This is a genomic window from Microbacterium sp., from assembly GCF_047972865.1.
GTDB lineage: Bacteria > Actinomycetota > Actinomycetes > Actinomycetales > Microbacteriaceae > Microbacterium.
Genome location: NZ_JBKEAY010000075.1, coordinates 1 through 5,124 on the forward strand (window position 1 = coordinate 1; position 5,124 = coordinate 5,124).

Annotated in this window: 7 protein-coding genes and 1 pseudogene; 7 read left to right on the forward strand and 1 reads right to left on the reverse strand. The window is 68.2% G+C overall.

Annotated features, from left to right (window positions below):
* The 3 genes from ACK5KK_RS04805 to ACK5KK_RS04815 all read left to right on the forward strand — a co-directional run.
* A partial coding sequence (locus tag ACK5KK_RS04805; protein ID WP_416888956.1) for an aldehyde dehydrogenase family protein occupies positions 1–572 on the forward strand: 572 nt, incomplete at its 5' end.
* Positions 573–612: 40 nt separating this feature from the next.
* On the forward strand, positions 613–996 hold the full coding sequence (locus ACK5KK_RS04810) for a DUF779 domain-containing protein (protein WP_416888957.1): 384 nt from the start codon (positions 613–615) through the stop codon (positions 994–996).
* Positions 997–1,035: 39 nt separating this feature from the next.
* Positions 1,036–2,094 (forward strand): mechanosensitive ion channel family protein, encoded by a 1,059-nt coding sequence (locus tag ACK5KK_RS04815; protein ID WP_416888958.1) that lies wholly within the window; start codon positions 1,036–1,038, stop codon positions 2,092–2,094.
* Between the two features lie 13 nt (positions 2,095–2,107).
* On the opposite strand, the gene ACK5KK_RS04820 is transcribed toward ACK5KK_RS04815, so the two are convergent.
* Complete coding sequence (locus ACK5KK_RS04820; protein WP_416888959.1) at positions 2,108–3,265, reverse strand: hypothetical protein; 1,158 nt, start codon at positions 3,263–3,265, stop codon at positions 2,108–2,110.
* Between the two features lie 590 nt (positions 3,266–3,855).
* Here ACK5KK_RS04820 and rpsF point away from each other — a divergent pair.
* From rpsF to ACK5KK_RS04840, 4 genes and pseudogenes are all read left to right on the forward strand, one after another.
* Positions 3,856–4,194 carry a 30S ribosomal protein S6 gene (rpsF, locus tag ACK5KK_RS04825; protein WP_416888961.1) on the forward strand — a complete coding sequence of 113 codons (339 nt, stop codon included), beginning with the start codon at positions 3,856–3,858 and terminating at the stop codon, positions 4,192–4,194.
* Positions 4,195–4,198: 4 nt separating this feature from the next.
* Entirely contained in the window at positions 4,199–4,711 is a 513-nt protein-coding gene (locus tag ACK5KK_RS04830; protein WP_416888960.1) for a single-stranded DNA-binding protein, read from the forward strand.
* Positions 4,712–4,758: 47 nt separating this feature from the next.
* Positions 4,759–5,013 carry a 30S ribosomal protein S18 gene (rpsR, locus tag ACK5KK_RS04835; RefSeq protein ID WP_040168021.1) on the forward strand — a complete coding sequence of 85 codons (255 nt, stop codon included), beginning with the start codon at positions 4,759–4,761 and terminating at the stop codon, positions 5,011–5,013.
* A gap of 11 nt (positions 5,014–5,024) precedes the next feature.
* Positions 5,025–5,124: pseudogene (locus ACK5KK_RS04840) on the forward strand (50S ribosomal protein L9); the annotation flags it as partial.

Sequence of the window (5,124 nt, forward strand, 5' to 3'; positions counted from 1 at the left end):
TCCTCGCCGACGGTCTCGACCGGGTCGGCAAGATCGTGCAGGGCAACCCGCTCGACCCGAACACGATGCTCGGCGCACAGGCATCCAACGACCAGCTCGAGAAGATCCTCTCCTACATCGCGATCGGCACAGAAGCCGGCGCGAAGCTGCTCACCGGCGGCGAACGCGTCGACCTCGGTGGCGACCTGTCCGGCGGGTTCTACGTCGCACCGACCGTGTTCGAAGGCACCAACGACATGCGGATCTTCCAGGAGGAGATCTTCGGCCCGGTGGTGTCGGTCACCTCGTTCGACGACTTCGACGATGCGATCGCGACCGCCAACGACACCCTCTACGGCCTCGGCGCCGGCGTCTGGAGCCGCTCGGGCGACACCGCCTACCGCGCCGGGCGTGCGATCGAGGCGGGCCGGGTGTGGACGAACACCTACCACCAGTACCCCGCGCACGCGGCGTTCGGTGGCTACAAGCAGTCCGGCATCGGCCGTGAGAACCACCTGAAGATGCTCGACCACTACCAGCAGACCAAGAACCTCCTGGTCTCGTACGCCGAAGGCCCCATGGGCTTCTTCTGACCCCCCGCCGTCGAGGCGACCCGGGGAGGAAAGGACAGGGATGAGCACGCACCAGCGGGTGGCGGTGACGGATGCGGCGGCGGCGCTGTTGCGCGAGCTCACCGCGCAGCACGGGCCGCTGATGTTCCACCAGTCGGGCGGATGCTGCGACGGCAGCGCCCCCATGTGCTACCCGATCGGCATGTTCCTGACCGGACCGAGCGACGTGCACCTCGGGCGCCTCGACGTCGGGCTCGACGACGAGATCGACGTGTTCATCTCGGCGGCCCAGTTCGAGTACTGGAAGTACACGCACCTCACGATCGACGTGGTGCCCGGCCGCGGCGCCGGGTTCAGTGTCGAGGGCCCCACCGGCAACCGGTTCATCATCCGATCGCGCATGCTCACCGACCCCGAGCTCGCTCACTTCGACCTCGCCCCGTGACCCCCGTACCGTAGAGACACGCGAACGAGAGGAACACGCGTGGACTCGGAGACCTGGCAGCGGTGGCTCGACTGGGGTGTGGTGCTGGTGGTGCTGCTGGGCGTGGTCCTGGTTCTCGTCGCCGCCGTCGCGATCGTGCTGACGCTGATCGGACGGCGCAAGACGTGGCCCCGCTCCCTCAGCCAGCGGGTCCGCTGGCCGTTCCGCACGACGCTGCTGCTGCTGGCGGCGCTCGCCTCCACGATCGCACTGCCGGTGGATGCGTCGCTGCGCGGCGGCCTCCGCCACGCCCTGACCATCGCGATCATCGTGGCCGGCGCGTGGTTCTTCGCGAACCTGTTCCTGTTCTTCGTCGACAGCGGCACCCGCCGGTACCGCCTCGACCAGAGCGACTCGTTCGAGGCGCGGAAGATCCGCACCCAGTTGCAGATCGTGCGGCGTCTCGTGATCGTCGTGATCGTCGTGATCGCCGCCGGCGCCATCCTGATGACCTTCGACGCGGTCCGCGCGGTCGGTGCCAGCGTGCTCGCCTCCGCCGGCATCGCCTCGATCGTGGCCGGCCTCGCCGCGCAGTCCGTGCTCAGCAACCTGTTCGCGGGGGTCCAACTGGCCTTCAGCGAAGCGATCCGCGTGGGCGATGTCGTAGTCGTGCAGGGCGAGTTCGGCACGATCAACGAGATCACCCTCAGCTACGTGGTCGTCGAGCTGTGGGACCAGCGCACCCTCGTGCTGCCGTGCACCTACTTCACCACGACACCGTTCGAGAACTGGACGAAACTGGGCCGCGCGCTCGTTGGCTCGGTGTACTTCGACCTCGATTGGCGGGTCCCGGTGGACCGGATGCGGGAAGAGCTGCACCGCATCGTCGCGGCATCCGAGCTGTGGGACGGCCGCTCGGCGGGCATCGTGGTGACCGACGCGGTCGGCGGTCACCTGCAGGTGCGGGTGACCCTCAGCGCCGCCGATTCGAGCTCGGTGTGGGACCTGCGGTGTCTGGTGCGCGAGAAGCTCGCCGACTGGGTGCGCCGCGAGGCGCCCGAGGCGCTTCCGCTGCAGCGCGTACACCTCGACCCGCCGCGCGTCGCCGACGCGTCGTGACCGGGGGTTCGCCTCAGCGCAGGAACGCGAACATCGCGCCGCTCTGGATGAGGAACCACACCGCGCCGCCGACGACGACGATAATAATCGGCACCCAGCGCACCCGGCGGGACAGCCGCTTTCCCGGCGGCGCTACGCCGGGCGGAATCACGAGCGCCTGCGGCGCCTGGAACGGCAGCCCCGTCCCGTCACCCGCCGTCACCGGGCGCGGCGCCACGGGGGCGAGGCGGTCGTCGCGCCAGCGCTCCCACTGCGCCAGCTTGTCCAGCAGTGCCCGCACCACCGAGAACAGCCAGTTCCACACCGCCGGGTCGAGCGTGGCGAAATCGCGCCGCGCGTAGAGGAACATCCAGTTGTCGATGATCTCGACGTCGAGCGCGGCGACGTTATCGATGAATCGCGCCATGATGTCGGGCGTGAACAGGTAGAGCGCGTCCCGTTCGTACCCGCGGGGGCAGTACAGGTGGAAGTAGCGGTCGAAGTCGCCCTCAAGGCTCCACCGCTGATCCTTGTCGAACGATGCCGGCAGGTTCGAGCCGAACAGGCCGTTGTTGCCCACGGCATCCAGCACGATGTGCGGCAGCGGTGTGGACAGGTGCACCGCGACATACCCCCATCGGTGCGTCGTCTTGTTCTTTCCCGAGCCGGTCGTGTACTGGTAGTTGCCGAACTCGACCAGCCGCGGCTCGGTGCCGCGCACGATGTCGTGAGACGCGCGGGAGCTCCCGAGCGAGAAGATCATCCCCGGCAGCGGCGGATCGGGGGTGGTCGGGTACCACTGCATCCCGTTCGCGCCCGCGAACCGGTCGAACCGGTACCACCTCTCGGCGGCCGAGCGGACGCTGCGGCGGATACCGAGGACCACCGCGGTCACCATCCCGCCGAAGACCGCCAGCATCACCAGCAGGACGAACAGCGGCAGCCCGCCGAACGAGCCGTCGAACGCAGCGGACAGGAGGCTGCCCGCGAGCGCGATGACGAACGGTACGAACATGGATAGGAGCATGATGCCGACCACGACGCCGACGACGATCGAAGCCACCGACGAGGTGCGCGGCGCGCGCCCCGAGGCGATGAGGTGCGCGCGGAAAGCGGCGGCCGCGCCGCGGTCGACGGCCTCGGTCAGGGGCCGTGCGTCGAACGGGTACGTGGGGGGCGCAGGTAGGGTCATCTCTTCACCTCATGCAGAAGCGTAGTCACGGCTGAGGTGATCGAATCGCTGATCATACGATCACCTCACGTGTCGCCGTTGCATCCATGACAACGCATGGAATTTCTACGAATCTGGTCGGAGGGCGTCTCTTCGCCGCGCACACGGATCGTCGCAGCGGCGGAGATTCACGGCCTGCTGTGCCGCGAGGACGTGGATCGCCACGCCGCTGCGGTCCGCGCACGGGTGCTCGTTTTCCGCATCCTGTGCAACGCTGTCCCCCAAACGGGGGACAACACGGTAGAGTGGTCGGCGGCGCGTCCGACTTCGGTCGACCGCTGCCCTGCTCGCGCTCGGCCGCTGGATCGGGAGTACCCTGCACCCCCTGCGATGCTCTCGTCCACGGCCGGGCGCGAGTCGTCTCTGCGCACTCGGAGACCGCGAATGGCGTGCAACACGGGCATCCGGTAGCATGTCAGGGTTGTCCGGCGGCACCCCGCGTGCGTGAGTCCGCGACACGTGCAACAACCCTCCTGCTGCCGGGATCGGCCCGGCAGCCGTTCTAGTCCGAAGGAGGTGGGTTAGTGACGCACACACACCAGTACGAACTGATGGTGATCTTCGACCCCGAGGTCGATGAGCGCCAGGTCGCTCCCAAGCTCGACGGGTTCTTGAAGGTCATCACCGCAGACGGTGGGTCCATCGAGGCTGTCGACGTGTGGGGCAAGCGCCGTCTCGCGTACGAGATCCAGAAGAAGACCGAGGGCATCTACGCCGTCGTCGACTTCACGGCGACCAGCGCCGCCACGCAGGAGCTCGACCGTCAGCTGAAGCTGAACGAGCAGGTCATGCGTACCAAGGTCCTGCGCGCCGAGGAGGCGATCGCCCAGGTCGCCGCCGAGAAGGAGCGCGCCGAGGCCAAGGCCGCGCGCAAGGCTGCCAAGGCGTAACGCGATGGCTGGCGAGACGATCATCACCATCGTGGGCAATCTCACCGCCGACCCCGAACTGCGGTACACGCAGAACGGTCTGCCGGTGGCGAACTTCACGATCGCATCGACGCCCCGCAACTTCGACCGCCAGTCCGGCGAGTGGAAGGACGGTGAGGCGCTGTTCCTGCGGGCATCCGTGTGGCGCGACTTCGCCGAGCACGTGGCCGGTTCGCTGACGAAGGGGGCTCGTGTCGTGGCGACCGGGCGCCTGAAGCAGCGTTCCTACCAGGACCGCGAGGGCAACAACCGCACCGCGATCGAGCTGGAGGTCGACGAGATCGGCCCCTCGCTGCGGTACGCGACCGCGCAGGTCACCCGCGCGGCATCCGGCGGCGGTGGCGGCAACTTCGGTGGCGGCGGCCAGCAGGCCCGGCCGCAGGTTGCCCAGGACGAGCCGTGGTCCACGCCCGGTTCGGCCGCGCCCGACGCGTGGAGCGCCCCGGGCACGAGCTACGGCGACGACACACCGTTCTGATTCTCTTCTCCGGCGCGACCGCCGGAACCGATTCGTAAGGAAAACCCATGGCTGGAAAGTCGAGCGGCGACCGCCGCAAGCCGCGGAAGGGCGCGAAGAACGCGGCCCCCGCGAAGTCGATCCGCGTCGGCGTCATCGATTACAAGGATGTCGCCACGCTGCGTAAGTTCATCTCGGAGCGCGGCAAGATCCGTGCCCGTCGTATCACCGGTGTTTCGGTGCAGGAGCAGCGTCTGATCGCGAAGGCGATCAAGAACGCGCGCGAGATGGCGCTCCTGCCCTACGCCGGCGCCGGACGCTGAGGAGCACCGACATGGCAAAGCTGATTCTCACTCACGAGGTCGTCGGGCTCGGTAGCGCCGGTGACGTCATCGAGGTCAAGAACGGGTACGCCCGCAACTACCTCATCCCCC